Here is a 25,362-nt window from a genome sequence, read left to right as displayed (position 1 = left end):
AGAAGACCCGCCCACCATGAACGCCATCGACCGGCTGCCCGAACCCACGAACCTCGCCGGCGCGCAAGCGCTGATCGCGCGCGTGCAGGCGATGCTCGATGCCGAAGGGGTGGCGATGCGCGCGCCGCCGCCGGAGCCGACCACCTGCTGCGGGCGTGGCTGCAATGGGTGCGTGTGGGAAGGGTGGCTGGCGGCGGTGGCTTATTGGCGGGATGAGGCGTCGCTGCTGCTGGGCTAGTAGAAGCGCGGCTGCAGCACCCTCATCGTTTCCGCACCTGGCAGATGGTCGGCAAACAGATGGGCTGCGACCAGGTAGCGTCCTACCACGCTGCGCAGATCGGGGGACTCGTACAACAGCGCTTCGGCCCAGTGGCGTTCGACGTACATCAGTTTGTAGCTCAGGCCTTCTTTCAGTAGGTAGTAGGAGCTGTCTCCGTTGGTTCGCTCGGCCCTGAGCTTGTCTTCGTACCAGCGGGTAGTCATTGCGTGATCCACCAGCGCTTCGATGTCGACTGTGAACACCGCGTGGCACTCTTCCGGTGTGAAATCCTCGAAGGACGTCCTATCGTCTTCTCCGTTGTAGGCCGTGCGGACCAGCTCCCATGCCGTGCCGTGCAGCAGGGCGTTGAGCTGCGCCGGGCGATCCGGCTGCTGCACTATTCGATAGGGCGTGATCAAGGGAGGCGCGGCGAGGCTGGTGACGTAGAACGGCTTGGTATCCATTTCCATGCTGGCGGATAGCGTCAGATACCACCGCTCTTGCGCCTCGCGCGGCGTCCGGCGCGCTGCCGTCAAGGTGCCGGCATAGTGCACGTGGCGCTCGCCCGTACCAGCGAGCGTTGATGGCGTGCAGTCGGCGGTGTCCGTGGCCCACTCCTGATCCCTCGCCGACCAACTGCCATCTCCCTTGTCGTTCACCGTCTGGACGACAAGGCGAGCGAAGATCCGGGGCGGCGGCTCCGCGGGTTGATCGCCTACCGATGCTGGCACCGTGGCATCCACGCGAAACGCCAGGGGTTCGCCGATGCGAAAGCGCTCGTCGCGACGGACATCGATCGCGTTCAGGGCCTGGCGCGGTGGCACCGCAGTTCGGAAAAAGCCGTAGGCGGTCGACAGTGTCAGCACGGTGAAGACCGGAAACACCGGCAGCCCCACCAGCAGCCACAGCAAGTTCCAGCCTCCTTCCAGCGACCAGCGCAGTGCGTTGAAACCGAAGGCGGCAAAGAAGGCCAGCACCGCCAGCGCGACCAGCGAACCCAGCCAGTCGGTGAGACGGGTCCGTTGGGGAGCATCTGACGGTGGCGGTGCCGGAGACATCCACGCCGCGTCATGCCGCTGCACGATGCGCGGCAGGCCGATCACGCGCGGATCGGGCAGCGGCGTCCAGAAGCTGTCGTCCTGCGCGGCCAGTGCGATCGTGCGGATGCCATCGCGGTGTTCAAGCTGCAGCGCTGCCTGCGCGACGCCGTCATGCGCCGTGTCATCGAAGCGCTGAGGACGCGCATCGGGCACGCGGTGGTAGCGGCGCTTCTCGACATCGACGATCAATGCGTCTTCACCCGCCGATGTCGCATGAAAGCGCTCGTCAGAAGACGCAAGGCCTTCCGATATCGGCAGCGCCAGGACCCGCGCAAGGACGTCGAGGTAGGAGTGAGGGCGAGACATGCGTCCGAATCTAGCCGGCGATCCCGAGCGCCGCAGCCGCCAGCTTCGCCACCTCCAGCGTGCTCCCAGGCGCCTCGCCATCTTCCAGCATCCACACCGACGACAGCCCCGCCCACGCCAGCACCCACTGCAGCAATCGCCGCTGCTCGATGCCCGTGGCCTCTGCGATGACCTCGATGCGGCGCGCGAAGCGCCCGGGCACCAGCGCACTCTCGCCGTCCGGGTTGCACAGGATGTTCGCGTGGTCGAAGCCGCGCTCGCCGTGCAGGCACTTGGGGTCGATGGCGAGCCAGCCGGCCGGGCCGAAGTCGAGCACGTTGTCGTGGTGAATGTCGCCATGCAGCACGACCACCTCGCGCGGCGCCGCCAGCAGTTCGCGTGCGGTGCGCGCGCTGTGGTCGAAGACGCCGCCGTGCGTGGCCGCGCCGGCCCACAGCGATTCGAACCAACGCGCAAGCGGCACCAGCGTCGGGGGCGGCGGCGTGTCGCGCGGGGCATGCAGGCGCGCGGCGGCGGCGCACAGGATGCGCGTGGCCTCGTCGTCGCGGCCGCCGTGAACCATCTGCGCGAGCGAGGCCGTGCCTTGCGCACGCACCATCAGCAGGGCTTCGCCGTCATGGGCCAGCACGGGCGCGGCGCCGTCGCCGTTCCACCAGGCCATCAGCAGGCTGCCTGCCTGTTCCTCGGCTTCGTGCGAGAGCTTGAGCATGGCCGCCACGCCCTGCTGGCGCACGGGCAGCAGCGTGCCGCTCAGCGAGGTGAAGGCCTCGCCGTCGGGCGTGAGGTTCCAGCGTTCCAGGTAAGGCGCGAACACGCCGAGCGGGACCACTAGCGCGATTCCCAGAACCCCCGGTGCGTGGCGATCATCTCGTCGGCCACCTCGGGCACGGGGCCGATCACCTCGACGGGTTTCTGTCCGCGTGCGAAGACCTCGCGGCAGGGCAGGCTCAGCGTCGGGTTCTCGGGGTGGTCGCCGGTGAGCGCGAGCAGCGCGGATTCTTCCGCGCCGTACACGATGCGCCCGATGTTCGCCCAGTAGCTCGTGCCCGCGCACATGGCACAGGGCTCGAAGGTGGTCACCAGCGTGCACTGCCACAGGTACTCGGGCGGCCAGTTCTGCGCGGCGTGGCGCGCGAGCGTGGCCTCCGCGTGGTGCACCGTGTCGATGTTGCCCTGTTCGGCGAGGATGGTCTCACCGTCGGGTGCGACGAGCACGGCGCCGAAGGGGTGGCGGCCCATGGCCATGGCGCGTCGCGCCACGGCGTCGGCGCGACGCAGCGCGCGGGTGATCTGTTCGGGGGTCATGCCCCCATTATTTATGCGTTCTGCGAGCCGCGGTGTGCCCAGCCGGTGGTGTGTTTCTCGATGAGGCTGAACAGCTCATACATGATCATCGCCATCGCACCCACCACCATCAGGCCCGCGAAGGCCAGGCCCATCTGCATGGCCGAGCCGGCCGAGATCAGCAGGTAGCCGATGCCCTCGTTGGCGGCGGTCATCTCCGACACCGTGGTGCCGACGAAGGCCAGCGTGATCGCCACCTTCAGCGAGCCGAAGAAGTAGGGCATGGAGCGCGGCAGGCCGATCTTGATGAGCACGTCCCAGCGCTTGGCGCCCAGCACGCGCAGCACGTCTTCCAGCTCCGGCTCGAGCGTGGCCAGGCCGGTCGCGATGTTCACCATGATCGGGAAGAAGCTGATCAGAAACGCCGTGAGGATCGCCGGCCCGATGCCGATGCCGAACCACACGACCAGGATCGGCACGAAGGCCGCCTTGGGCAGGGCGTTGAAGGCCGTCATGAGCGGGTAGATCGCCGCATACGCCAGGCGCGAGCTGCCGATCACGAAGCCCAGCAGCACGCCCACCACGATCGCCAGGCCGAAGCCCGCCATCGTGACCCAGAAGGTGCGCCACGCGTGGCCCGCGATGATTTCCTTGAACTCCCAGAACTGCTCCCAGATGCGCAGCGGACTCGGAAAGATGAAGTCCGACACGCCGAAGCCCGCGCAGATCACCTGCCACAGCAGGAGCACCGCCACGAGCAGCAGCCACGGCGACCAGCGCTCGAGTTGTTTGCTGTTTTTCATTGCCGCCTCCTCAGTGCGCTGCCGCCGCCGCAGCGGAGGAGGTGGTGGTGGCGTTGCCGCGGATGGCGCCGATGTGGCCGCGCAACTCGAGCACGATGTCGGTGAACTCCTTGGTGTAGGTCAGCTCCAGCTCGCGCGGGCGCGGCAGGTCGATCTCGCGCTTGACCACGAAGCGCCCGGGGCTCTTGCTCATCACGTACACCGTGTCGGCTAGGAACACCGACTCGCGCAGGTCGTGCGTGACCAGGATCACGTTGAACTGCTGCTCGGTCCACAGGTCGCGCAGGATGCACCACAGCTCTTCGCGCGTGAACGCGTCGAGCGCGCCGAAGGGCTCGTCCAGCAGCAGCATCTTGGGCTCGTGGATGAGTGCGCGGCAGATGCTCGCGCGCTGCTGCATGCCGCCCGAGAGCTGCCACGGGAACTTGTCCTCGTAGCCGCCCAGGCCCACCTTCTGCAGCAGGCGGCGGGCGCGCTCTTCGTATTCCTTGCGCTTGGCCTTGAAGTTCGAGCGGTAGGGTTCGACGATTTCCAGCGGCAGCAGCACGTTGTCGACCGTGGTGCGCCACGGCAGCAGCGAGGGCGCCTGGAAGGCCATGCCCGAGATCTTCAGCGGCCCGGTCACGGGCTGGCCGTCGATGCGGATCTTGCCCATCGAGGGCATCTTCAGCCCGGTGGTGAGCTTCATGAAGGTCGACTTGCCGCAGCCCGAGGGGCCGACGATGGCGATGAACTCGCCGCGCGTCACCTTCAGGTCGATGGCCTCGACCGCGAAGTGGTTGGCGCGCAGCAGCTCTTCGTTGTAGGCGAGCCAGACGTCCTGGAAATCGACGAAGGGGGCGGCTGCGTCGGGTGTCGTTGCGCCGGCCGCCATCACTTGCGCAGGATTCCGCTGAGCTCGGCCGCGGGCGGGAGCATGGCTGCGGTCCACACGGCGTCGGGGCTCACGCGCGTCTTGGTGTTGAAGGCATCGGACACCTGCGACGCCATGAGCGACATGCGGCCCGCGTTGACGGCGCCGAAGCCGTCGGTGCGCGCGTCGGCGCTGTTGATGACGGTGTCGATGGCCAGCTGCAGGCGGCGCGTCTCGAGCTTGCTGTCGATGATGCCGTCGCGCGCCTTCACCGACTCGATGCCCAGGGCCGGGTTGGCGATGACTTCCTTGGCGCCCTTGGCGAAGGCCGAGAGGAACTTCTTCACCGCCGCCGGGTTGTCCTTGAGCAGCTTGGGCGAGGCGATGATCACGTTGCCGTACAGCTTCACGCCGTAGTCGGGGTAGGGCAGGATCACCACGTCGGCCGCCTTGGCGCCGCGCGCTTCCAGGTTGAGCAGCGAGGTGAAGGTGAAGCCCGTGATGGCGTCGATGTCGCCGCGCACCAGCATGGTCTCGCGCAGCGTCGGGTCCATGGCGGTCCAGTTCACGGCGCCGATGTTGTTGGCCTTGGCGAAGATGGGGAACGCGCGGCGGCCCGCGTCGAACACCGGCGCGCCGAGCTTCTTGCCCGCAAGGTCGGCCGGCTTGGTGATGCCGCTCTTCTTGAGCGCCATGACCGAGGCCGGCGTGTTGTTGTAGACCATCATCACGGCCACCGGCTTGTTCGGGCTGTCGGGGTTGTTGGCGTGGAACTCCATCAGCGCCGCCAGGTCGGCAAAGCCCATGTCGTAGGCGCCCGAGGCCACGCGCGTCACGGTGCCGCCCGAGCCGTTGCCGGCGTCGATGGTCACGTCCAGGCCGGCGGCCTTGAAGTAGCCCTTGGCCGCGGGGTGCAGGAACAGCGCGGCCGGTCCTTCGAAACGCCAGTCGAGCTGGAACTTGATCGGCGTCGGGCTCTGGGCCATGGCCGAAGACAGGCCGAAGCTGAGGGCCGAGGCGGCGAGGAAGGACTGGATCAGTTGACGCTTGTTCATGCGGGTTCCGTGAAGGTGAATGCTTCGGCATTCAAGCAAAAACGGTGCCCGCACGCGATTGGTGCGAACCCTTCCGGTGAATCACCGAGGTGCGCGGTGCGCCCAGGGCGTGTGCGGCGTGCACCGCGCCTGGGAATCCGGGCCGTGGACCGCCGTCAGAGCGTCGCGCCGATCTTGCGCAGCTCGGCAATCTGCGGCGCCTTGGGCAGCCAGACCTTGTCGAACTCGGCGATGACCGGCGCGGGGTTGTAGTTGCTGGCGCTCTTGATCGCGATGCCGCTGGCCTTGAACTTGTCGATGAGGCCCAGCTCGGTGGTCACGATGTCCTTGATCTGCGCGTCGAGCTGCTGCTTCACGAGGTCGGTGATGAGCGCCTTGTCCTTCGCATCGAGTGTCTGCCAGATGCGGCCCGACACCAGCGGCGCGAAGGGCATGAACAGCGCGTTCATCGGCAGCAGCGTTTTCGAGACGCGGTCGAAGCGCTGGTTCCACGAGAACTCGATGTCGGCTTCGAGCCCGTCGACCTGGCCGTTGGACATCGCGTCGAACACGCCCGGCGTGGGAATGGGCGTGGGCGCGGCGCCCAGCAATTGGTAGAAGTCGCGGTACACCGGCGTGGGGTTGATGCGCAGCTTCATGCCCTTCAGGTCGGTGGGCGAGGCGATGTCCTTGGTCGCGAACACCACGCGCATGCCGGTGATGCCCCAGCCCAGGCCGATGGTGCCGGTCTCGCGCGGCAGCACGTCGAGCAGCTTGAGCGCCGCGGGCGTGCGCACCAGCGAGGCGACGTTGGTGGTCGAGCGCACGAGGTAGGGCGCATTGATGGCCGCCACGCTCGCCACGCGCGAGCCGAGCTCGGCGGCTTGAATCCAGCCCATGTCGAGCGCGCCCGACTGCAGCTGCTGCATCATGGCCGACTCGTTGCCGAGCTGGCCCGAGTGGAACACCGTGGCGCTCAGGCGGCCGTCGGTGGCCTTCTTCAGCGCCTCGCCGAAGCTCACCGCGGCGCGGTTCCACGAGTGGCCCGCAGGCGTGATGAGGCCCAGGCGGAATTCCTTGGCGGCGGCGGCACGCGACACGGTGCCGAAGAGGGCGGTCGACGCGGCGGCGGTGCCGGCGGCGGCCTGGACGAACTGGCGGCGGGAGAGGGCCATGCGAAGCTCCTGTGGGGTGAGGTGAAGGGAAGCGAGAGAGAGATCGGTTCAGCGCTTACTTGATGAGCGCCAGCGAAAGACTCGGGAACAGCGACAGCAGCACCAGCGCCACGCAGCAGATCAGGAAGAAGGGCAGCGTGACGATGAACATCTTTCCGGGCTTGGCCCCGGTCACCGCCGAGGCCACGAAGAAGCTCAGCCCCACCGGCGGCGTCATCAGCCCGAGCACGAGGTTGATCACCACCACCACGCCGAAGTGGCGCGGGTCGATGCCGTAGATCTCGGTCGCGATGGGCAAGAGGATCGGCACGGTCATGATGAGACCGGGAATGCCGTCGATCACGGTGCCGATCACCAGCAGGATCACGTTCACCAGAAGCAGGAAGGCGATCGGGTCCTTCGCCACCGTCTGTATCCATGCGGCCGTGGCCTGCGGCACCTTGCCGTAGATCAGCAGCCACGAGAACACCGCGGCGGCCGCCACCAGGAAGAGCACCACCGCCGAGTAGATCGCCGACTTGAGCAGGATCTGCGGAATCATCGCGAAGCGGAATTCCTTGGTCACATAGCGACCCACCAGCACCGCGGCCACCGCGCCCACCGCCGCCGATTCGGTGGGGTTGGCCAGGCCGCCGAGGATTGAGCCGACGATCACGATCGGAATGAGCAGCGTCGGGCAGGCCGTGAGAATCGTGTGCAGCCGCTGGCGGGCGGTGCGCTTCTCGGTGCGCGGGTAGTTGTAGATCACGCCCATGCCGGCGATGACGATGAAGAACAGCACCGTGAGGATCACGCCGGGGATGATCCCTGCGATGAGCATGTCGCCCACCGCCACCTGCGCGAGCACGCTGTACACCACGAACATCACCGAGGGCGGAATGATCGGGCCGAGCATGCCGCCGTACACCGTGATGCCGGCCGCGAAGGTCTTGTCGTAGCCCTGCTTCTCCATCTCGGGCACCATGATCTGGCTCATGATCGCCACCTGCGCGGTGGCCGAGCCGATGATCGACGACACCAGCATGTTCGCCAGGATGTTCACGTAGGCCAGCCCGCCCTTCACCGAACCGATGAAGGCCAGCGCGAGGTCGACGAGCCGGCGCGTGATGCCGCCGCCGTTCATGATCTCGCCGATGAGGATGAACAGCGGAATCGCAATGAGGCTGTAGCTGTCGACGCCGCCGAACATCTGCACCGGGAACGACTGGAACAGCACCGTGTCGCCCGAGTTGAGGATGTAGACGATGCCCGACAGGCACAGGCAGGCACCGATCGGCACGCCGACCAGCATGATCAGCAGGAAGAAGGCAGAGGTCAGCATTTCAGTTCACGGCGTCCGCGTTGGCGACATGGAACTCGTCGTGCGTGCGCTTGGGCTGCAGGCCGAGGTCTTCGAAGAGGTTGGCCAGCGCATGCACGCTGAGGGTGAGCGCGAAGACCGGCAGGATGAGCTGCACCACCCACGTCGGCCAGTCGAGCGTCTGCGTGCGCTCGGTGTAGAGGAAGTTGAAGCTCTCGGCCGCGAACTCCTTCGCGTCGAAGCCGTGGCGCACGATGCCGGCCGGGTCCATCCACAGCCAGCACATCGCGAGCAGGGCCAGCCCGAGCAGCAGCACGCCGCCCGAGGCACTGGCCTTGGCGACGCGCACGGCCCGGGCGCCGAGCTTGTCGGTGAGCAGCGTCACCGCAAAGTCCAGCCGCAGCCGCGTCATCGCCGACGCACCGATGAAGGTGAGCCAGACCACGCAGTACACCGAGGCCTCGTCCACCCAGTAGAGCGGAAAGCCGCCGTAGCGCGTGACCACGTTCAGCAGCACCAGCACGATGAGCAGCCCCATGAGGCTGCTGAGCAGGTGGCGCTCGCAGCGCAGGACGAAGTCCGACGCGTCGAGCACGCGGCGGGACAGGCCGCCGCTTTCTTTCAAGGCGTTTTCTTGCATGGTGTTCTGGGCCTTGCGGTGCGTCGTGCGCGCGGCGATTACATGACCGACTGGTACTGCGCGGGCCGCGTGGCCAGCGCCTTGGCGACGACCTTCTCGATGAAGGCGCGCTCCTCGCCGATGAGCGGCAGGCGCGGGCGGCGCATGTGCTCGGTGCCCACGCCGACCAGCAGGTCGATGAGCTTGAGGTTTTGCACCAGCTTGGTCGACACGTCCAGGTGCAACATCGGCGTCATCCACTGGTACAGCTTCAGGGCTTCGGCGAATTTGCCGGCCTTCATCAGGTCGTACAGCGCCACCGTCTCGCGCGGGAAGGCGCAGCCCACACCGGCCAGCAGGCCGTCGCAGCCCAGGGCCAGGCCTTCGTAGGCCAGGTCGTCCACGCCCAGGAACAGCTGGTAGCGGTCGCCGACCGTGTTGCGCAGGTCGGTGATGCGGCGGATGTCGTCGGTGCTTTCCTTGATGGCGGCGATCCATTCGCAATCGGCCAGCTCGACCATGTGCTGGGGCTTGAGGTCCACGCGGTAGGCCACCGGGTTGTTGTAGACCATGATGGGTTTCTGGGCTGCGTTGGCGATGGTGCGCACGTTGAGCATGGCTTCACGCGCGTCGGCCACGTAGATCACCGAGGGCATGACCATGTAACCGGCCACGCCCAGCTTGTTGGCGCCGTCCACGTAGCGCAGGGCTTCGCGGGTGCTGGTCTCCGAGACGTTGGCCAGCACGGGGATGCGGCCGTCGGCGGCTTCCAGGGCGATCTTCGCGACCTGCAGTTTTTCTTCGAGTGTCAGCGTGCTGGCTTCGCCCAGCGAGCCGCAGGTGACGAGGCCGTGGATGCCGTTGCGGATCTGGAAGTCGATGTGGCGGGCGGTGCCCTCGGCGTCGATGCTTTCGTCGGCGTGGAACTTGGTGGTGATGGCGGGGAAGATGCCTTGCCAGCGGGGATTGCTCATGAACGTGTACCTCGAAAAAAAGAAGAAAAGGGCGCTGCGGACAGCGGTCGAAACCAGGGCTTGAAGGCTTGGTTTTTAAATATATTAGTAAGATATGAGAAATATCTGATCAGGGTATTAGCAGATTGCATGCCAGCCGAAATGGTGGTTGGAGGCTTCTGGAAAGGGCGTTTGGGAGCCTGGAGGCACCGCCTTGGCGCACCTGCGCACCGAGGCGCCTCACGATGCGGCAGGCGAAAAAAAGCCCGCAGCGGCGAACGCGGCGGGGCGTGTGGCTTGGGCCGGAGTTGGTGCGGCTACGTCAGCGCGGCGGTCGCCCCGAAGCCCAGCCAGTACGGATCGCCCACGCGCTTGCCCACGCTGCTGGCCGCGTCGCGCACGGTGGCGCCGAAGCGCTCCACCAGCGCTTCAGACAGCTGCTCCGCGGGCAGCGCGATGCCGAAGGCGTAGGTCTGGCGCGTGGCGGGGTCGAGCACCGCCGACGAGATGCCCGCCACGTTGGTCACGTACTCGCCGCGCGACAGGGCCCAGCCCGTGTCGCGGATCACGGCCAGGCGCGCGAGCAGGTCCTTGCGCGTCTTCGGGGCGTGGCCGCGGCCCTGGTCGAGCTTGGTGCCGATCAGGGCGCCCACTTCGTCGTCGTCCAGGCGGGCCAGCAGCGCGCGGCCCATGGCGCTGGAATAGGCGGGTGCGCGGCTGCCCGGCGGCGTGTAGATCTGCAGCGCACCGGCGCCGGTGCGCATCTGGATCACCAGCGTGTCGGCCCCATCGAGCACGTTGATGTAGCCCGTGCAACCCGTCTCGCGCACCAGCGCGTCGAGCGCCTCCTCGACCAGCGAGGCCGTGTTGCGCGAGGCGCGGAAGTGGTACGAGGCTTCCATGATCACGCCGCCCGGGCGGTAGGCGCGCGTGGCTGCGTCGCGGTCCAGGAAGCCGTAGCCGGCCATCATGCTCAGCGTGCGGGAGGCCGAGCTCTTGGGCAGGCCCAGCTCGGTCACGACGTCCGTCACCGTGATGTCGCGGCGCAGCCGCGCGATCAGCTTCAGGACGTCCATGGCGTTGGCAAGGGTGCTCATCGTGTTCGGTGGGTTGGGGTGGGAATCATAGGTTCGGCGCCGGTGCGTCTTTCGGCCGACCCGGGTGAACGCCCGCTTGACAGCCGAAAGTACGGTTTTATCATTCAGTCCAAGTTTATTGGACATGGTTCCAAAATATGGAACTAACAAGGAATGACCATGCACCATGAAGTGACCGCCGTCGCGCCGCTGGAAGACAAGGGCGCCGGGCACACCGCGTTGCCGCCGGCCGCGCTGCATCCCAAGGCGCTCGCGCCCGCCAACCTGATCCTCACGGTGGTGCTGAGCGTGTTCGGCGCCATCGTCGGCATCCAGATGCTGGCCAGCCTGGGCATCACGCCGAGCACCTCGCTGATCGGCGCGCTCGCGGCGATGTCGCTGGCGCGCGTGCCGCTGGCCATGTTCCGGGGCTTTCGCTCGGTGCATGCGCAGAACCTGGCGCAGACGAGCATCTCGTCGGCCACCTTCGGCGCGGCCAACAGCCTGTTCCTGCCGATCGGCATTCCGTTCCTGTTCGGCCTGCCGCAGATGGTGGTGCCGATGCTCATTGGCGTGAGCCTGGCGATGCTGCTCGATGCCTGGCTGCTGTACCGCATGTTCGACACGCCCGCCTTCCCGGCGAAGAACCCGTGGCCGCTGGGCATCGCCGCGGCCGAGGCCATCAAGGCGGGCGACGGTGGCGGCAAGCAGGCCTGGCTGCTGCTGGGCGGGCTGGCCACCGGCGTGGCGGGCGCGGTGTTCAAGCTGCCGATGTCGGCCTTCGGCGTGGCGCTGATCGGCGGGCTCGGCGCCATGACCGCCTTCGGCATCGGGCTGCTGGTGCGGGGCTACTCGGCGCCGCTGTTCGGCTTCGACATCGGCACGCGCTATGTGCCGCACGGGATGATGATCGGCGCCGGCCTCGTCGCGCTGGTGCAGGTGGCGCGCGTGGTGCTGAAGAAGCACGGGCGCGCGGCCGACACTGACGGCACCGCCGCGGCGACAGAGGCGCTGGCCGAGGCGCGCGGCGCCAGCGTGCTCGGCCGCTCGCTCAAGCTCGGCGGCGCGGGCTACCTCGCGATCATGGTGCTGCTGTGCGCGGGCACCGGCATCTACACCGGCATGTCGCCGGGCATGCTGGCCTTGTTCATCGTGTACGGCACCTTCGCGGCCTTCGTGCACGAACTCATCGTGGGCATCGCGGCCATGCACTCGGGCTGGTTCCCGGCCTTCGCGGTGGCGCTGATCTCGCTGCTGCTGGGCATCCTGATCGACTTTCCGCCCGAGGCGCTGGTGGTGCTGGCCGGCTTCTCGGCCGCCACCGGCCCGGCCTTTGCCGACATGGGCTACGACCTCAAGGCCGGCCACCTGCTGCGCGGCGAGGCCTCGGGCTCGGCCTTCGAACTCGAAGGCCGGCGCGAACAGATGATCGCCGGCATGGTCGGCTTCGGCGTGGCGATCGTGGTGGTGGCCTGCGCCTACCCGCTGTTCTTCGCCAACCACCAGACCGCGCCGATCAACGCCGCCTACGTGGCCGCGATCAAGGCCGGCATCTCGGGCGAGACCGCGCGCAACCTCGCGCTGTGGGCCGTGCCCGGCGCGCTGCTGCAGCTGGCGGGCGGGCCGCGCCAGCAGCTGGGCGTGCTGTTCGCCACCGGCCTGCTCATCGCCAGCCCGATGGCCGGCTGGATGGTCGCGGCCGGCATCGCCTGCCGGCTCGCGGTGCACGCCGTGCTCGGCGCCGCCGCGCGCGAACGGCTCGAGGTGTTCGCCGGCGGCGTGATCGCGGGCGACGCGCTCTACAGCTTCTTCTCGGGCGCGGTGAAGAGCCTGCGCAAGTAGTTCTCCTTCTTTCCTTTCATCACACACACAGGAATCGAATCCATGAAACGCAATCTGACCAGCGACGACGTCCGCGCGGCCATCTGGGGCGGCGCCATCCTCGGCGGCGGGGGCGGCGGGCTCATCGCGGCCGGCGAGCGCGCCGCGCGGCTGGCGCTGCAGGTCGGCACGCCGCAGCTGTGGAGCGTCGACGAGTTCGACGACGCCGCGCTCACCGCCACCATGGCGCTGGTGGGCGCGCCGGCCGCGCCCGATCCGCATGTGCAACCGGCGCACCTGCTGCGCACGCTGGAGCTGCTGCGGCGTGAGCTGCCGGCGGGCCAGAAGCTGGTCGCGCTGCATGCCAACGAGAACGGCGCCGAGACCACGGTCAACGGCTGGTTCCATGCCGCCATGACCGGCCTGCCCGTGATCGACCTCGCGTGCAACGGCCGCGCCCACCCCTCGAGCGTGATGGGCGCGCTGGGCCTGCACACCGAGCCCGACTACCTCTCGGTGCAGGCCTACGCGGGCGGCGAGCCGCACCGCTACGTGGAGGGCGTGGTGTCGGGCCGGCTCGAGCAGACCTCGGCCGTGGTGCGCCGCGCTTCGGTGGAGGCGGGCGGCCTCGTGGCGGTGGCGCGCAACCCCGTGACCGTGGGCTACGCGCGCCAGCACGGCGCACCGGGCGCCATCAGCCACGCCATCGCGCTGGGCCAGACCTTTCTCGACGGCGGCGTCGATGCCGTGGCCCGTTCGCTCGACGGGCGCCTCGTGGCCGAGGGCACGGTGCGCAGCTACCGCTGCGAGCAGCAGGAAGGGCTGGACGTCGGCGTGGTCGAGCTCGACGACGCGGCCGGCACCACGCTGCGCTTCATCAACGAGTACATGCTGCTGGCGCAGGGCGGCGAGCGCATCGCGCGCTTTCCCGACCTGATCATGACTTTCTCGGACGACGGCCAGCCCGTGGTGTCGGCGCATGTGCGCCAGGGCGCACGGCTGCGCGTGCTGGTGGCGCCGCGCGCGCGGCTGCTGCTGTCGCGCACCATGTTCATGCCCGAGCTGTACCGCCCGCTCGAGAAGTCGCTGGGCGAAGCCTTCGCGCCGGCCTGAACGGAGACACGACATGGCATTGCGCATCCGCTGGATCCGGGCCGTCGGCAACGACACCTACAACGCGCGCTTCGCGCAGGAGTTCGCGCAGGTGAAGAACCCCGGCACCGAGGTCGAGGTGGTGTCGCTGCGCAACGCCTCGGTGCAGCACCACGTCGAGTACCAGAGCTACGAGGCGCTGCTGGGCGCCGACATCGTGCGCGCCGTACGCGACACCGCGCAGCAGGGCTTCGACGCCGTGGTGGTCGGCTGCTTCTACGACCCGGTGCTGGTCGAGGCACGCGAGATTTCCGGCCAGACGGTGGTGGTCGCGCCCTGCCAGGCCTCGTTCGAGGTCGCGTCCAACCTGGCGCAGAAGGCGTCGGTGATCGTGGGGCGGCGCAAGTGGGTGCCGCGCATCGAGGCACGCGTGCGCGAGTACGGCCACGCGCACCTGATCGCCTCGTTCCGCGCGCTGGAGCTCGGCGTGGAAGACTTCCAGCGCGACCGCGACGAGACCGTGCGCCGCATGATCGCGCAGGGCCGCCGCGCCATCGACGAGGACGGCGCCGAAGCGCTCATCCTCGGCTGCACGCTCGAGTTCGGCTTCTACCGCCAGCTGCAGGACGCGCTGGGCGTGCCCGTCATCGATTCGGCGCTGGCGGCCTTCAAGCGCGCCGAGGCGCTGGCCGATACGAAACAGCGTTTCAACTGGACGCCCAGCCGCGTCGGCGGCTGCGAGCCGCCGCCCGAAGACAAGGAGCTGCTGGCCTGGAATGTGTTCGACCCGGCCGACGTGCCCGTGGCGTCCCCCGTGCGCGCCTGAGCATTGCGCCATGAAAAACGCCCCGCCGCGGAGACCGCGACGGGGCGTTGTGTTTCATGGAAGAAACGTCGGCGTCAGTCCTGGGACTTCACCTTCGCCACGGCCAGCGCCGTCATGTTGATGATGCGGCGCACCGTCGCCGAAGGCGTCAGCACGTGGGCCGAGCTCGCGCCACCCAGCAGGATCGGGCCCACCGTGATGCCGTTCGCGCCCGTCATCTTCAGCACGTTGTAGAGGATGTGGGCCGAGTCGAGGTTCGGGCACACCAGCAGGTTGGCCTCGCCCGTGAGCGTGGTCTCGGGCAGGGCGGTGCGGCGGATCTCGTCGGACAGCGCGGCGTCGCCGTGCATCTCGCCGTCGCACTCGATGTCGGGTGCCATCTGCGAGAACAGGTCGCGCGCCAGGCGCATCTTGCGCGCCGAGCCGCGGCTGGAGGTGCCGTAGTTCGAGTGCGACAGGAAGGCCACCTTCGGCGGCAGGCCGAAGCGGCGCACCTCTTCGGCGGCCATCACGGCGATGCTGGCCAGCAACTCGGCGCTCGGGTCTTCGTTCACGTTGGTGTCGGTGATGAACACCGTGCGCTTCTCGAGCGTGAGCGCATTCAGCGTGGCAAAGCCGGGCGCGCCGCGCTTCAGGCCGATCAGGTTGCGGATGTGCTCCAGGTGCACGTCGAAGCGCCCGACCAGGCCGCAGATCATCGCGTCGGCATCGCCCAGGTGCAGCATCAGCGCGGCGATGGTGGTGTTGGAGCGGCGCACCATGGTCTTGGCGGCCTCGGGCGTGACGCCGCGGCGGCCCATGAGCTTGTGGAAGCTCTCCCAGTAGGTACGGAAGCGCGGATCGTCCTCGGGGTTCACGATCTCGAAGTCGGTGCCGGGGCGGATGTGCAGGCCGGCCTTCTGGATGCGTGCCTCGATCACGGCGGGGCGGCCCACCAGGATGGGCTGGGCCAGGCCTTCGTCGACCGCCCACTGCGCGGCGCGCAGCACGCGCTCGTCCTCGCCCTCGGCGTAGGCCACGCGCTTGGTGGTGGAAATTTTGGCGGCGCTGAACACCGGGCGCATGAACATGCCCGTCTGGTAGACGAAGCGCGTCAGGTGCTGGCGGTAGGCCTCCATGTCTTCGATGGGGCGCGAGGCCACGCCCGAGGCGGCGGCCGCCTTGGCCACGGCCGGCGCGATGCGCAGGATCAGGCGCGAGTCGAAGGGCTTCGGAATGATGTAGTCGGGGCCGAAGGCCAGCTCCTGGCCGGCGTAGGCGGTGGCCACCTCTTCGCTGATGTCCGCCTTGGTGAGGTCGGCGATCTCGCGCACGCAGGCCAGCTTCATTTCTTCCGTGATCTTGCTCGCGCCGCAATCGAGCGCCCCGCGGAAGATGTACGGGAAGCACAGCACGTTGTTGACCTGGTTCGGGTAGTCCGAACGACCCGTGGCAATGATGCAGTCGGGGCGCACGGCCTTGGCCAGCTCGGGGCGGATCTCGGGCTCGGGGTTGGCAAGCGCCAGGATGATCGGCTGCGTGCCCATGGTCTTGACCATCTCGGCGCTCATGACGCCGGGGGCCGAGCAGCCCAGGAACACGTCGGCGTCCTTCACCACGTCGGCCAGGGTGCGTGCACCGGTGTCCTTCTGGGCGTAGCGGGCCTTCGATTCGTCGAAGCCGCCCGCGCGGCCCATGTAGATCAGGCCCTTGGAGTCGCAGGCGTAGATGTTGGCGGGCTTGGCGCCCAGGCCGACCATCACGTCCAGGCAGGCGATGGCGGCGGCGCCCGCGCCCGAGACGGCGATCTTGACGTCTTCGATCTTCTTGCCGACCAGCTCCAGGCCGTTGAGCAGTGCTGCGGCCGAGATGATGGCCGTGCCGTGCTGGTCGTCGTGGAACACCGGGATGTTCATGCGCTCGCGCAGCTTCTTCTCGATGTAGAAGCACTCGGGCGCCTTGATGTCCTCGAGGTTGATGCCGCCCAGCGTGGGCTCCAGCGCCGCGATGATGTCGACCAGCTTGTCGGGGTCGTTCTCGGCCAGCTCGATGTCGAACACGTCGATGCCGGCGAATTTCTTGAACAGGCAGCCTTTGCCTTCCATCACGGGCTTGGAGGCCAGCGGGCCGATGTTGCCCAGGCCCAGCACGGCGGTGCCGTTGGTGATGACGCCCACGAGGTTGCCGCGGGCGGTGTATTCGGCCGCGAGCGCGGGATCTTCCGCAATGTCGAGGCAGGGGTAGGCCACGCCCGGCGAGTAAGCCAGCGACAGGTCGCGCTGGTTCAGCAGGGGCTTGGTGGGGGTGATCGAGATCTTGCCCTTGACGGGCGAGCGGTGGTATTCGCGCGCTGCTTCTCGAAGTGCTTCTTCAGCGGGGGACAGGGATGCAGCCATTTGAAAAGTCTCCTAGGTTCTGGCGGGCAATGAGGCTACCGCAAAAGCGCGGCCTCTTCTCTCGGGGGGAACGACGAGACCCTCTATCTTCCGCCTGATCGAGAGGGTCTGCCGACTCGCTAAACTTCAACACCCCCGTTTCCGGGGGGGCAAATCCGTGCCGCACGGGCGGTGCGGCGAACCAACGTCCACAACCACAGAACAACACGGAGGGACATCGAATGACACCCGGACCTTTCACCGGCACCGAGCCGGATGTCGTGGTCATCGGCGGAGGCCCCTCGGGCTCCACGGTGGCTGCCTTGCTCGCAGACAAGGGCCACGACGTGGTGCTGCTCGAGAAGGCGCAGCACCCGCGCTTTCACATCGGCGAATCCTTGCTGCCGATGAACATGCCGCTGTTCGACCGGCTTGGCGTGCGCACCGAGGTCGAGGCCATCGGCCTGCGCAAGCACGGCGCCGAGTTCGTCTCGCCCTGGCACGACCACAGCAGCCACTTCGACTTCGGCCAGGCGATGGACAAGAGTTTTCCCTATGCCGTGCACGTGCGCCGTTCGGAATTCGACGAGCTGCTGTTCCGCCACGCCGGCAAGCGCGGCGCGCGCACCTTCGAGGGCCGGCGCGTTACCGGCGTCGACATGGACGCCGGCAAGGGAACGCCCGACAACCGCCCGCTGGTGAAGGTCAAGGCCGACGACGGCACCGAGACCGAATGGCGCCCGCGCTTCGTGATCGACGCCAGCGGGCGCGACACGCTGCTGTCGAACCAGTTCGACGCCAAGCAGCGCAACCGCAAGCATGCGAGCGCGGCGCTGTACGGCCACTTCGCCAACGCCGAGCGCCGGCCGGGCCGCTTCGAGGGAAATATTTCGCTGTTCTGGTTCGACCACGGCTGGTTCTGGTACATCCCGCTGAAGGACGGCACCGTGAGCGTGGGCGCCGTGGCCTCGCCGGCCTACTTCAAGCGGCGCCAGGGCGCCTCGCTCGAGGACTTCCTGATGCAGACCATCGCGCTGGCGCCCAAGCTGGCTGCGCGGCTGAAGAACGCCACGCTGATGGAAGGCGCCACCACCACCGGCAACTACGCCTACGACTCCAAGTTCTGCCGTGGCGACCGCTTCATGATGGTGGGCGACGCCTACGCCTTCGTCGACCCGATGTTCTCCTCGGGCGTGTACCTGGCGATGAACAGCGGCTTCGAGGCCGCGACCTGCGCCGACCACTGGCTCAAGGGCGAGGCGAAGGAGGCCGAGAAGGCCTTCCGCCATTACGAGAAGGTGATGAAGCACGGGCCGAAGATGTTCTCGTGGTTCATCTACCGCATCACCTCGCCCGCCATCCGCCGCCTGTTCATGGCGCCGCGCAACATCTGGCGCATGCAGGAGGCGCTCTTGTCCATCCTGGCCGGCGACCTGTTCCGCAACACGCCCATCGGGCCGCGCTTCTGGGGGTTCAAGGTGACGTACTACGCGTCGTGCCTGGGCATCCTGCCGCAGGCCGTGAAGACCTGGGCATGGCGCCGGCGCAACCTGAAAGAGTCTCTGGAGACTGCAAAGAGCTAGTTTCAGTCGGGGGACACGGTGTGCTGAGCGAGGGCCTCAAGGGCCTTCACCAGCGCCGAGTGGTCCAGCTGGCCATAGCCCATCGCCGCGCAGGCGTTCATCAGCTGCGCTGCGTTCGCGGTCTGCGGCAGCGCAACGCCCAGCGAACGGGCGCTTTGCATCGCCAGGTTCAGGTCCTTCTGGTGCAGCGAAATGCGGAAGCCCGGCGCGAAGGTGCGCTTGATCATGCGTTCGCCGTGCACTTCGAGGATGCGCGAGCTGGCGAAGCCGCCCATCAGCGCCTGGCGCACCTTGGCCGGGTCGGCGCCGGCCTTCGAGGCGAACACCAGGGCTTCGCTCACCGCGGCGATGTTCAGCGCCACGATGATCTGGTTGGCCACCTTGCAGACCTGGCCGTCGCCCGCGCCGCCCACCAGCGTCACGTTCTTGCCCATCTTGTCCAGCAGCGGCTTCACGCGGCCGAAGGTGCCTTCGTCGCCGCCGCACATGATCGTCAGGCTCGCGGCCTTGGCGCCCACTTCGCCGCCCGAGACCGGCGCGTCGATGTAGCCGGCGCCCAGCGCCACGATGCGGCGCGCGAATTCCTTGGTGGCGATCGGGTCGATGGAGCTGCAGTCCACCACGATCTTGCCCTGCGAACCCTTCAGGCCGTCGGCCACACCTTCCGCGCCGGGGGCGCCGAACAGCACCTTTTCCACGTCCGGGGTGTCGGGCACCATGATGAAGACGATGTCGGCCTTGCGCGCCACTTCGGCGGCCGAGCCGCAGATGGTGGCCTTGGAGACGAAGGGCTCCGGCGTGTTGCCGTGCGTGTTCACGAAGAGCTCGTGGCCTGCGTCGAGCAGGTGGCCCGCCATGGGCGCGCCCATGATGCCCAGGCCGATGAATCCGATTTTTTGTGCAGTTGCTGCAGTGGTCATGTCTCTGTTTCCTTCGTGAACGTTCATTGCTTCTTCGTGAGGGCTTCGCGCCAGCCGAGGCCTTCCACCGTGGTGGCGCGGGGCTTGTACTCGCAGCCGATCCAGCCGTCGTAGCCCAGCGCATCGATGTGCTGGAACAGCCACGGGTAGTTGATCTCGCCCGTGCCCGGCTCGCCACGGCCCGGGTTGTCGGCCAGCTGGATGTGGCCGATGCGCGCCAGCTGCTTGGTGAGCGTGTTGCCCAGCTCGCCTTCCATGCGCTGTGCGTGGTAGATGTCGTACTGCACGCGCAGGTTGTCCGAGCCCACCTCGTCGATCAGCGCCAGCGCCTGGTCGGTGCGCGTGAGAAAGAAACCGGGGATGTCGAAGGTGTTGATCGGCTCGATCAGCAGGCGCAGGCCCGCGGCTTCGAGCTCGCGCGCTGCGAGGCGCAGGTTCTCGACCACGGTCTTGTGCGCGGCGTCGGTGCTCACGCCCGCCGGCACCTTGCCGACCAGGCAGTTGAGCTGCGGGCAGCCCAGCGCCGTGGCGTAGTCGATGGCCAGCGCGATGCCTTCGCGGAACTCGCCGGTGCGGTCCGGGTGGCAGGCGATGCCGCGCTCGCCCTTGTCCCAGTCGCCGGCCGGCAGGTTGTGCAGCACCTGCTGCAGGCCGTTGGCGCGCAGGGCGGCCGTGAGTTCCTTCTTGTCGAAGGGGTAGGGGAAGAGGTACTCCACCGCCTTGAAGCCGGCCTTGGCGGCCGCCTCGAAGCGCTGCATGAACGGCAGCTCGGTGAAGAGCATCGTGAGATTGGCTGCGAACTTGGGCATGTCTCTTGTCTCCTCGGTCAGTCCAGCATCGCCACCGCGAGGGCGGTCGGTGCGTCGGCCGTGCTTTCGGCCAGCGGTTCGAATTCGTTGATGGCGTCGATCTCGGTGCCCATCGCGATGTTGGTCACGCGCTCCAGCATCACCTCGATGACGACCGGCACCTGGAACTCGGCCATGAGCGCTTCGGCGCGGGCGATGGCGGGCGCCATCTCTTCCTGCTTGTGCACGCGGATCGCCTTGCAGCCCAGGCCCTCGACCACCTTGAGGTGATCGACGCCGTAGCTGCCTTCGATGCCGGCGTCGGCCGGTGCGTTGATGTTGTCGAAGGCCAGCTGCACGCAGTAGTCCATCTCGAAGCCGCGCTGCGACTGGCGGATCAGGCCGAGGTAGGAGTTGTTGACCACGATGTGCAGATAGGGCAGCTTGAACTGCGCGCCCACGGCCAGCTCTTCGATCATGAACTGGAAGTCGTAGTCGCCCGAGAGCGCGACGATCTTGCGCGTCGGGTCGGCGGCGCGCACGCCCAGCGCGGCGGGAATGGTCCAGCCCAGCGGGCCGGCCTGGCCGCAGTTGATCCAGTGGCGCGGGTTGTACACGTGCAGGAACTGCGCGGCCGCGATCTGCGACAGGCCGATGGTGCTCACGTAGCAGGTGTCGCGCTCCAGGTGGTTGTTCATGCACTGGTACACGCGCTGCGGCTTCATCGGCACGGTGTCGAAGTTGGTCTTGCGCAGCAAGGTCTTCTTGCGCTCGCGGCATTCGCCGGCCCAGGCGCCACGGTCGGTGAGCTTGCCGGCGGCCTTCATTTCCTCGGCCACTTCGACGAAGAGCGCGAGCGCGGCCTTGGCGTCGGAGACGATGCCGAAGTCGGGCGTGAACACGCGGCCGATCTGCGTGGGCTCGATGTCCACGTGCACGAAGGTGCGGCCCTTGGTGTAGACGTCGACCGAGCCGGTGTGGCGGTTGGCCCAGCGGTTGCCGATGCCCAGCACGAAGTCCGACGCCAGCACGGTGGCGTTGCCGTAGCGGTGGCTGGTCTGCAGGCCGCACATGCCGGCCATGAGCGGGTGGTCGTCGGGAATGGCGCCCCAGCCCATGAGCGTGGGGATCACCGGCACGCCGGTGGCTTCGGCAAAGCGCACGAGCAGGTCGGACGCGTCGGCGTTGATGATGCCGCCGCCGGCCACGATCAGCGGGCGCTCGGCCGCCTGCATCATGCCGATGGCCTTCTCGATCTGGGCGCGCGTGGCGGCCGGCTTGTAGGGCTTGAGGGGCTCGTAGGCGTCGATGTCGAACTCGATCTGCGCCATCTGCACGTCGAAGGGCAGGTCGATGAGCACGGGGCCCGGGCGGCCCGAGCGCATGAGGTGGAAGGCCTGCTGGAACACCTGCGGCACCTGGCCGGGTTCGCGCACGGTGACCGACCACTTGGTGACGGGCTTGGAGATCGACTCGATGTCGACCGCCTGGAAGTCTTCCTTGTACAGGCGCGCGCGCGGTGCCTGGCCGGTGATGCAGAGAATGGGAATGGAATCGGCCCAGGCCGAGTACAGGCCCGTGATCATGTCGGTGCCCGCGGGGCCCGAGGTGCCGATGCACACGCCGATGTTGCCGGCCACGGCGCGGGTGTAACCCTCGGCCATGTGCGAGGCGCCCTCGACGTGGCGCGCGAGGATGTGCGAGATGCTGCCGCGCTGGCGCAGGGCCGAGTACAACGGGTTGATTGCTGCGCCCGGCACGCCGAAGGCCTGCGTCACGCCTTCTTTTTCCATCACCAGAACTGCGGCCTGGACCGCTGTCATCTTTGCCATTTGAAAGTCTCCTTGAGGTGGCCTCACTGTAGGAAGCGGGGCGCATTCCAAGAAGACGGCTGGGGGCCATAAAACCTATTCCATGGCGGAATAAGTGGCTACCATCCGGCCATGGACCGTCTATTGGCAATGGAAATGTTCGTGCGGGTCGTCGAGACGGGCAGCTTCTCGAAGGCGGCGCGCGAGTTCAACACCACGCAACCCACCGTGACCAAGCAGGTCGCGGCCACGGAGGCGCGCCTGAAGGTGCGGCTGCTCAACCGCAACACGCGCGGCGTGAGCCTCACGGAGCCGGGCGCGCTGTACTACGAGAAGTGCAAGACCATCGTGCGCGACGCGGAGGAGGCCGACAGCATCGTGCAGCTGCGCCAGAACCAGGCGCAGGGCCTCTTGCGCGTGGGCACGTCGGTGGCCTTCGGGCGGCGCGTGGTGGTGCCGCTGGCGCTGGAGTACATGCGCCGGCATCCGCAGGTGCAGCTCGACCTGAGCTTCGAGGACCGCTATGTCGACCTCATTGCGCAGGGCATCGACGTGGCGATCCGCATGGGCAAGCTGGCCGATTCGTCACTGGGGGCGCGCTACCTGGGCGCGAACCCGTGGGTCATGGTGGCGTCGCCGACCTACCTGAAGAAGCACGGCACGCCCAAGCGCGCGCAGGACCTCAGCGCGCACGTGGCGCTGATCTACAGCAGCGTGGTGGGCGACGAGTTCTGGCGCATGCACACGCCCAAGGGCGATCCGGTGACGGTGCCGGTCTCGGGGCGCTTCCGGTCGAACAACCTGTCGGCGGTGCTGGCTGCGGCGCGTGATGGGTTGGGCATTGCGTTGATGCCGCGCTATGTGGCGAGCGAGTCGCTGGCGGCGGGGAAGGTGAACGCCGTCCTTGGGGACCATGCGCTGCCTGAGCAGGAGATTCACGCGGTGTTTCCTTCGCCGAAGTTGGTGCCGGGGAAGGTGTCGGGGTTTGTGGCCTTCTTGCAGGGGCGCTTTGACGAGGGGTGGTGGGAAGCCTGAGCCGACTGTTCAGGGCGCGTGCCCAGGCCACCGGGTACTTCCCTCCGCGAATGTCCCCCGGCCTGCGGCCTCCTCCTTGATTTCGCTGCGGGAAGCACCCGGTGTCCTGGGCACAGGGCCCGCTGTGGGGGAACTGAACCTTCAGGCTGCAAGCCGTTGCGCCGCCCGCCCTGCAGGCCTGGCCAACCCAAGGTGGTCGCGCAACGTGCGCCCCTCGTATTCGGTGCGAAAGAGGCCTCGCTTCTGCAGGATTGGCACCACGCCCTCCACGAAGTCCTGCAGCCCGTGCGGCAGCGCATCGGGCATCAGGTTGAAGCCATCGGCCGCGCCGCCCTTGAACCAGCGTTCGATGTCGTCGGCGATCTGCTCGGGTGTGCCGACGATCACGCGGTGCCCGCCGCCGCCTGCGAGTTCGCGGATCAGCTGGCGCACCGTGTAGCCGTGCGTGCGACCGGCCGCGACCACGGCGTTGAAGAAGGTGTGGTTGCCGTTGCCATTGCCGGGCAGCGGCAGGTCGTCGGGCAGGCGCTCGTCGAGCTTGAGGCGGTCGGGCGTGATGCCCAGCGTGCCGGCCAGGCGCGTGAGGCTGTAGTCCCACGGGATCAGGTCGACCAGCGCGTCGCGGCGGCGAAGCGCCTGCGCTTCGGTGGCGCCGACGATGGTGGTGAGGCCGGCCAGCACCTTCACCGCGTCGGGGCCGCGGCCCAGCTCGGCGGCGCGGGTCTTGAGGGCGCGTGCGTAGGCCTGCGATTCTTCGAAGGATTGCGAGGCGGAGAACACGGCTTCGGCATGGCGCGAAGCGAGCTCGCGCCCGTCGGCCGAGGCGCCGGCCTGCACCAGCACGGGGTGGCCCTGCGGCGGGCGCGGCAGGTTGAGCGGGCCCTGCACCGCGAAGTGCTCGCCGCGGTGCGCGAGTGCATGCACCTTGGCGGGGTCGATGAAGCGGCCGGCGGCCTTGTCGCCGACGAAGGCGTCGTCTTCCCAGCTGTCCCACAGCGCCTTGACGATGTCGGCGAACTCCGAGGCGCGGGCGTAGCGCTTGGCGTGGTCGGGCGTGGTGTCCAGGCCGAAGTTGCGCGCCGAGGGCAGGTCGGCCGTGGTCACCATGTTCCAGCCGGCACGGCCGGCGCTCACGTGGTCGAGCGTGGCGAAGCGGCGCGCGAGGTTGTAGGGCTCGTTGTAGCTGGTGGAGGCGGTGGCGATGAGGCCGATGTGCGTGGTCGCGGCGGCCACGCAGGCCAGCAGGATGGTGGGCTCCAGTGCGGTGATCGGGCGAAAGTGGATCTGGTCGACGATGGCCGCGTTGTCGGCCAGGAACACGGCGTCGAGCTTGGCGGCCTCGGCGATCTGCGCGGTGCGGATGTAGTGCTGGATGTCGGCGAACGCCCACGGGTCGCTCTCGGGCAGGCGCCAGGCCGAGGGCACGAAGCCGGAATGCAGGATGTTGACGTTGAGGTGCAGCTGCCTGCGCGGCGCGGTGTTGTGGTTGTTGCTCATTGGCTGAAGTAGTCCGGCAGCCGGTAGCCCGCCCACACGGGGTTGGCCTTGAAGAACTTCTGGAATTCGGGCGACTGGTAGGCGGTGGCGATGTCTTTCGCGAACTTCGCGTTTTCGTTGCTGCGCCTGACCGCCACCACGTTGACGTAGGGCAGCGTCATGTCTTCGAGCTTCAGCGCCTCGGTGAGCTTCAGGCCCGAGGCCACGGCGAAGTTGCCCTGCACGGCCGCGAGGTCGGCGTCGGCCAGCGAGCGCGGCGCCTGCGCGGCGTCCAGCGGCACGATCTTCAGGCGCTTGGGGTTGCTCGCGATGTCGCGCTCCGACACGCTCAGCGGGCTCACGCCCGGCTTGAGCGTGACCCAGCCGATGGCCGCGAGGATGTTGAGCGCGCGCGCCGCATTCACCGGATCGGCCGGCAGCGTGACGGTGGCGCCGTCGGGCACGGCGTCGAGCGTCTTGTGGCGCCGCGAATACAGGCCCATGGGCGGGGTCGGCACGTGCACCACGGGCACGAGGTCGAAGCCCTGCTGCTTGTTGGTGGCGTTCAGGTACAGCGAGTGCTGGAAGATGTTGGCGTCGATCTGCCCGCGCTCCACCGCGTCGTTGGGCTGCACGCCCTGGCTGAACTCGACGTATTTGATGCTGTAGCCCAGCTTCTTCAGCTGGGGCTCGATGCCGTGGGTGAAGGCGTCGCGGTAGGGGCCCGGCATGAAGCCGACGCGCAGGTCGTCCGCGTGGGCGGGCGCCAGCAGCAGCAGGCTCAGTGCGAGCCCGCCGGACAGCGGGGCGAGGCGGCGCAGCCACGAGGGCGCGCGCGAAAGGGAAGGCATGGCGACAACTCCGGGAGACGGCAAGGGGAGTCGGGCACTCTAG

23 protein-coding genes are annotated in these 25,362 nt (G+C 67.9%); 6 read left to right on the top strand and 17 right to left on the bottom strand.

Annotation, left to right across the window (positions count from 1 at the left end; all coding sequences use genetic code 11):
- The first annotated feature begins 16 nt into the window (after nucleotides 1-16).
- Nucleotides 17-238, top strand: a complete 222-nt coding sequence (locus AC07SQ_RS26235; RefSeq protein WP_062473346.1) for an oxidoreductase-like domain-containing protein — start codon at nucleotides 17-19, stop codon at nucleotides 236-238.
- On the opposite strand, the gene AC07SQ_RS26230 is transcribed toward AC07SQ_RS26235, so the two are convergent.
- The 11 genes from AC07SQ_RS26230 to AC07SQ_RS26180 form a co-directional block, all read right to left on the bottom strand.
- Complete coding sequence (locus AC07SQ_RS26230) at nucleotides 235-1,665, bottom strand: hypothetical protein (protein ID WP_495271806.1); 1,431 nt, start codon at nucleotides 1,663-1,665, stop codon at nucleotides 235-237. The genes AC07SQ_RS26235 and AC07SQ_RS26230 overlap by 4 nt on opposite strands.
- Nucleotides 1,666-1,675: 10 nt before the next feature.
- Entirely contained in the window at nucleotides 1,676-2,479 is an 804-nt protein-coding gene (locus tag AC07SQ_RS26225; protein ID WP_495313011.1) for an aminoglycoside phosphotransferase family protein, read from the bottom strand.
- 14 nt (nucleotides 2,480-2,493) lie between these two features.
- A complete protein-coding gene (locus AC07SQ_RS26220) occupies nucleotides 2,494-2,970 on the bottom strand; it encodes a nucleoside deaminase (RefSeq protein ID WP_159273291.1) in 477 nt (158 codons plus the stop codon).
- Nucleotides 2,971-2,981: 11 nt separating this feature from the next.
- A complete protein-coding gene (locus AC07SQ_RS26215; protein ID WP_139702026.1) occupies nucleotides 2,982-3,752 on the bottom strand; it encodes an ABC transporter permease in 771 nt (256 codons plus the stop codon).
- A gap of 10 nt (nucleotides 3,753-3,762) precedes the next feature.
- The gene (locus tag AC07SQ_RS26210) at nucleotides 3,763-4,626 is read right to left on the bottom strand and encodes an ABC transporter ATP-binding protein (RefSeq protein ID WP_493193513.1); all 864 of its coding nucleotides are present in this window, start codon (nucleotides 4,624-4,626) and stop codon (nucleotides 3,763-3,765) included.
- On the bottom strand, nucleotides 4,626-5,660 hold the full coding sequence (locus tag AC07SQ_RS26205; RefSeq protein WP_062473355.1) for an ABC transporter substrate-binding protein: 1,035 nt from the start codon (nucleotides 5,658-5,660) through the stop codon (nucleotides 4,626-4,628). The genes AC07SQ_RS26210 and AC07SQ_RS26205 overlap by 1 nt, the downstream gene beginning before the upstream one ends.
- Before the next feature lie 155 nt (nucleotides 5,661-5,815).
- A complete protein-coding gene (locus AC07SQ_RS26200; RefSeq protein ID WP_070062387.1) occupies nucleotides 5,816-6,814 on the bottom strand; it encodes a TRAP transporter substrate-binding protein in 999 nt (332 codons plus the stop codon).
- Nucleotides 6,815-6,869: 55 nt separating this feature from the next.
- A complete protein-coding gene (locus AC07SQ_RS26195) occupies nucleotides 6,870-8,135 on the bottom strand; it encodes a TRAP transporter large permease (protein ID WP_062473357.1) in 1,266 nt (421 codons plus the stop codon).
- 1 nt (nucleotide 8,136) lies between these two features.
- Entirely contained in the window at nucleotides 8,137-8,754 is a 618-nt protein-coding gene (locus AC07SQ_RS26190) for a TRAP transporter small permease (RefSeq protein ID WP_495271804.1), read from the bottom strand.
- 38 nt (nucleotides 8,755-8,792) lie between these two features.
- A complete protein-coding gene (locus tag AC07SQ_RS26185) occupies nucleotides 8,793-9,707 on the bottom strand; it encodes a dihydrodipicolinate synthase family protein (RefSeq protein WP_062473360.1) in 915 nt (304 codons plus the stop codon).
- A gap of 296 nt (nucleotides 9,708-10,003) precedes the next feature.
- Nucleotides 10,004-10,783, bottom strand: coding sequence for an IclR family transcriptional regulator (locus AC07SQ_RS26180; RefSeq protein ID WP_062473361.1), 780 nt, complete (start codon nucleotides 10,781-10,783; stop codon nucleotides 10,004-10,006).
- A gap of 159 nt (nucleotides 10,784-10,942) precedes the next feature.
- Between AC07SQ_RS26180 and AC07SQ_RS26175 the strand changes: the two genes are divergently transcribed.
- From AC07SQ_RS26175 to AC07SQ_RS26165, 3 genes are read left to right on the top strand one after another with little or no spacing between them, the layout of a single operon-like run.
- Nucleotides 10,943-12,604 (top strand): OPT/YSL family transporter, encoded by a 1,662-nt coding sequence (locus AC07SQ_RS26175; RefSeq protein WP_495271803.1) that lies wholly within the window; start codon nucleotides 10,943-10,945, stop codon nucleotides 12,602-12,604.
- A gap of 42 nt (nucleotides 12,605-12,646) precedes the next feature.
- Complete coding sequence (locus AC07SQ_RS26170; RefSeq protein WP_062473363.1) at nucleotides 12,647-13,696, top strand: S-methyl thiohydantoin desulfurase domain-containing protein; 1,050 nt, start codon at nucleotides 12,647-12,649, stop codon at nucleotides 13,694-13,696.
- A 13-nt stretch (nucleotides 13,697-13,709) separates the two neighbouring features.
- Nucleotides 13,710-14,501 (top strand): aspartate/glutamate racemase family protein, encoded by a 792-nt coding sequence (locus AC07SQ_RS26165; protein ID WP_495271802.1) that lies wholly within the window; start codon nucleotides 13,710-13,712, stop codon nucleotides 14,499-14,501.
- 74 nt (nucleotides 14,502-14,575) lie between these two features.
- Here AC07SQ_RS26165 and AC07SQ_RS26160 read toward each other — a convergent pair whose 3' ends face one another.
- On the bottom strand, nucleotides 14,576-16,876 hold the full coding sequence (locus tag AC07SQ_RS26160) for an NADP-dependent malic enzyme (protein ID WP_070062392.1): 2,301 nt from the start codon (nucleotides 16,874-16,876) through the stop codon (nucleotides 14,576-14,578).
- Between the two features lie 221 nt (nucleotides 16,877-17,097).
- On the opposite strand from AC07SQ_RS26160, the gene AC07SQ_RS26155 reads away from it, so the two are divergent.
- Nucleotides 17,098-18,438, top strand: a complete 1,341-nt coding sequence (locus tag AC07SQ_RS26155) for an NAD(P)/FAD-dependent oxidoreductase (RefSeq protein ID WP_495271801.1) — start codon at nucleotides 17,098-17,100, stop codon at nucleotides 18,436-18,438.
- Nucleotides 18,439-18,440: 2 nt separating this feature from the next.
- Here AC07SQ_RS26155 and AC07SQ_RS26150 read toward each other — a convergent pair whose 3' ends face one another.
- Genes AC07SQ_RS26150 through gcl form a run of 3 tightly spaced genes read right to left on the bottom strand, consistent with a single transcriptional unit; the run spans nucleotide 18,441 to nucleotide 21,978 of the window.
- Nucleotides 18,441-19,358 (bottom strand): 2-hydroxy-3-oxopropionate reductase, encoded by a 918-nt coding sequence (locus AC07SQ_RS26150; protein WP_495271800.1) that lies wholly within the window; start codon nucleotides 19,356-19,358, stop codon nucleotides 18,441-18,443.
- 23 nt (nucleotides 19,359-19,381) lie between these two features.
- The gene (hyi, locus tag AC07SQ_RS26145; RefSeq protein WP_495271799.1) at nucleotides 19,382-20,167 is read right to left on the bottom strand and encodes a hydroxypyruvate isomerase; all 786 of its coding nucleotides are present in this window, start codon (nucleotides 20,165-20,167) and stop codon (nucleotides 19,382-19,384) included.
- Nucleotides 20,168-20,184: 17 nt separating this feature from the next.
- A complete protein-coding gene (gcl, locus tag AC07SQ_RS26140; RefSeq protein WP_495271798.1) occupies nucleotides 20,185-21,978 on the bottom strand; it encodes a glyoxylate carboligase in 1,794 nt (597 codons plus the stop codon).
- A 111-nt stretch (nucleotides 21,979-22,089) separates the two neighbouring features.
- On the opposite strand from gcl, the gene AC07SQ_RS26135 reads away from it, so the two are divergent.
- Nucleotides 22,090-22,992 (top strand): LysR family transcriptional regulator, encoded by a 903-nt coding sequence (locus tag AC07SQ_RS26135; RefSeq protein WP_495271797.1) that lies wholly within the window; start codon nucleotides 22,090-22,092, stop codon nucleotides 22,990-22,992.
- Between the two features lie 141 nt (nucleotides 22,993-23,133).
- On the opposite strand, the gene AC07SQ_RS26130 is transcribed toward AC07SQ_RS26135, so the two are convergent.
- Nucleotides 23,134-24,489: an LLM class flavin-dependent oxidoreductase gene (locus AC07SQ_RS26130; RefSeq protein ID WP_495271796.1), complete on the bottom strand. Its 1,356-nt coding sequence runs from the start codon at nucleotides 24,487-24,489 to the stop codon at nucleotides 23,134-23,136.
- Entirely contained in the window at nucleotides 24,486-25,319 is an 834-nt protein-coding gene (locus AC07SQ_RS26125) for a MetQ/NlpA family ABC transporter substrate-binding protein (RefSeq protein WP_495271795.1), read from the bottom strand. The genes AC07SQ_RS26130 and AC07SQ_RS26125 overlap by 4 nt, the downstream gene beginning before the upstream one ends.
- Nucleotides 25,320-25,362 lie beyond the last annotated feature (43 nt).

This window comes from Variovorax sp. GW821-FHT06D12, assembly GCF_059419205.1.
This window is presented reverse-complemented; position numbering and strand designations above follow the sequence as displayed.

What these genes read in the sequence shown, in the direction of transcription:
- hyi (WP_495271799.1), bottom strand. Translation starts at nt 20,167, where the DNA reads ATGCCCAAGTTCGCAGCCAATCTCACGATGCTCTTCACCGAGCTGCCG.
- gcl (WP_495271798.1), bottom strand. Translation starts at nt 21,978, where the DNA reads ATGGCAAAGATGACAGCGGTCCAGGCCGCAGTTCTGGTGATGGAAAAA.
- AC07SQ_RS26235 (WP_062473346.1), top strand. Translation starts at nt 17, where the DNA reads ATGAACGCCATCGACCGGCTGCCCGAACCCACGAACCTCGCCGGCGCG.
- AC07SQ_RS26170 (WP_062473363.1), top strand. Translation starts at nt 12,647, where the DNA reads ATGAAACGCAATCTGACCAGCGACGACGTCCGCGCGGCCATCTGGGGC.
- AC07SQ_RS26175 (WP_495271803.1), top strand. Translation starts at nt 10,943, where the DNA reads ATGCACCATGAAGTGACCGCCGTCGCGCCGCTGGAAGACAAGGGCGCC.
- AC07SQ_RS26155 (WP_495271801.1), top strand. Translation starts at nt 17,098, where the DNA reads ATGACACCCGGACCTTTCACCGGCACCGAGCCGGATGTCGTGGTCATC.
- AC07SQ_RS26165 (WP_495271802.1), top strand. Translation starts at nt 13,710, where the DNA reads ATGGCATTGCGCATCCGCTGGATCCGGGCCGTCGGCAACGACACCTAC.
- AC07SQ_RS26210 (WP_493193513.1), bottom strand. Translation starts at nt 4,626, where the DNA reads ATGGCGGCCGGCGCAACGACACCCGACGCAGCCGCCCCCTTCGTCGAT.
- AC07SQ_RS26150 (WP_495271800.1), bottom strand. Translation starts at nt 19,358, where the DNA reads ATGACCACTGCAGCAACTGCACAAAAAATCGGATTCATCGGCCTGGGC.
- AC07SQ_RS26180 (WP_062473361.1), bottom strand. Translation starts at nt 10,783, where the DNA reads ATGAGCACCCTTGCCAACGCCATGGACGTCCTGAAGCTGATCGCGCGG.
- AC07SQ_RS26205 (WP_062473355.1), bottom strand. Translation starts at nt 5,660, where the DNA reads ATGAACAAGCGTCAACTGATCCAGTCCTTCCTCGCCGCCTCGGCCCTC.
- AC07SQ_RS26185 (WP_062473360.1), bottom strand. Translation starts at nt 9,707, where the DNA reads ATGAGCAATCCCCGCTGGCAAGGCATCTTCCCCGCCATCACCACCAAG.
- AC07SQ_RS26195 (WP_062473357.1), bottom strand. Translation starts at nt 8,135, where the DNA reads ATGCTGACCTCTGCCTTCTTCCTGCTGATCATGCTGGTCGGCGTGCCG.
- AC07SQ_RS26215 (WP_139702026.1), bottom strand. Translation starts at nt 3,752, where the DNA reads ATGAAAAACAGCAAACAACTCGAGCGCTGGTCGCCGTGGCTGCTGCTC.
- AC07SQ_RS26125 (WP_495271795.1), bottom strand. Translation starts at nt 25,319, where the DNA reads ATGCCTTCCCTTTCGCGCGCGCCCTCGTGGCTGCGCCGCCTCGCCCCG.
- AC07SQ_RS26230 (WP_495271806.1), bottom strand. Translation starts at nt 1,665, where the DNA reads ATGTCTCGCCCTCACTCCTACCTCGACGTCCTTGCGCGGGTCCTGGCG.
- AC07SQ_RS26135 (WP_495271797.1), top strand. Translation starts at nt 22,090, where the DNA reads ATGGACCGTCTATTGGCAATGGAAATGTTCGTGCGGGTCGTCGAGACG.
- AC07SQ_RS26130 (WP_495271796.1), bottom strand. Translation starts at nt 24,489, where the DNA reads ATGAGCAACAACCACAACACCGCGCCGCGCAGGCAGCTGCACCTCAAC.
- AC07SQ_RS26160 (WP_070062392.1), bottom strand. Translation starts at nt 16,876, where the DNA reads ATGGCTGCATCCCTGTCCCCCGCTGAAGAAGCACTTCGAGAAGCAGCG.
- AC07SQ_RS26200 (WP_070062387.1), bottom strand. Translation starts at nt 6,814, where the DNA reads ATGGCCCTCTCCCGCCGCCAGTTCGTCCAGGCCGCCGCCGGCACCGCC.
- AC07SQ_RS26190 (WP_495271804.1), bottom strand. Translation starts at nt 8,754, where the DNA reads ATGCAAGAAAACGCCTTGAAAGAAAGCGGCGGCCTGTCCCGCCGCGTG.
- AC07SQ_RS26220 (WP_159273291.1), bottom strand. Translation starts at nt 2,970, where the DNA reads ATGACCCCCGAACAGATCACCCGCGCGCTGCGTCGCGCCGACGCCGTG.